Source organism: Citrobacter sp. TBCS-15 (assembly GCF_005280815.1).
Lineage (GTDB): Bacteria > Pseudomonadota > Gammaproteobacteria > Enterobacterales > Enterobacteriaceae > Citrobacter > Citrobacter werkmanii.
In genome coordinates this window covers 1-262 of record NZ_SZWK01000116.1, presented here as the reverse complement: position 1 = coordinate 262, position 262 = coordinate 1, and the positions used below count along the sequence as shown (strand labels likewise).

Sequence of the window (262 nt, the reverse complement as noted above, 5' to 3'; positions counted from 1 at the left end):
AAGCAGGCAAGCAAACATTAAAAGCTGTGTTTGATAAAAACTATACGAATGTCAAAGATGAACTTAACAAAGAAAAAAATGTGGAAGAAAAAAACTACTACCGCAACAATACAAATAATTTCAATCTGCTCAAAGGACTAGGAACAAATCTACTCTTTACGATTTTACGAGGGGAAAGCGAACCTGAACGTCCCGCTCATAAATTGAAGAAGAAAAAGCATAAAAACGATAGAGGATACAGTCCAAGAATGTAAGGGTTCTG

The 262-nt window shown here is 35.1% G+C and carries 1 protein-coding gene; it reads left to right on the top strand.

Translation table 11 applies throughout. From position 1 onward, the window contains the following. Nucleotides 1-254 (top strand): hypothetical protein (locus tag FDW96_RS11030; protein ID WP_212732871.1); only part of this gene is annotated, 254 nt, incomplete at its 5' end. Nucleotides 255-262: the final 8 nt, after the last annotated feature.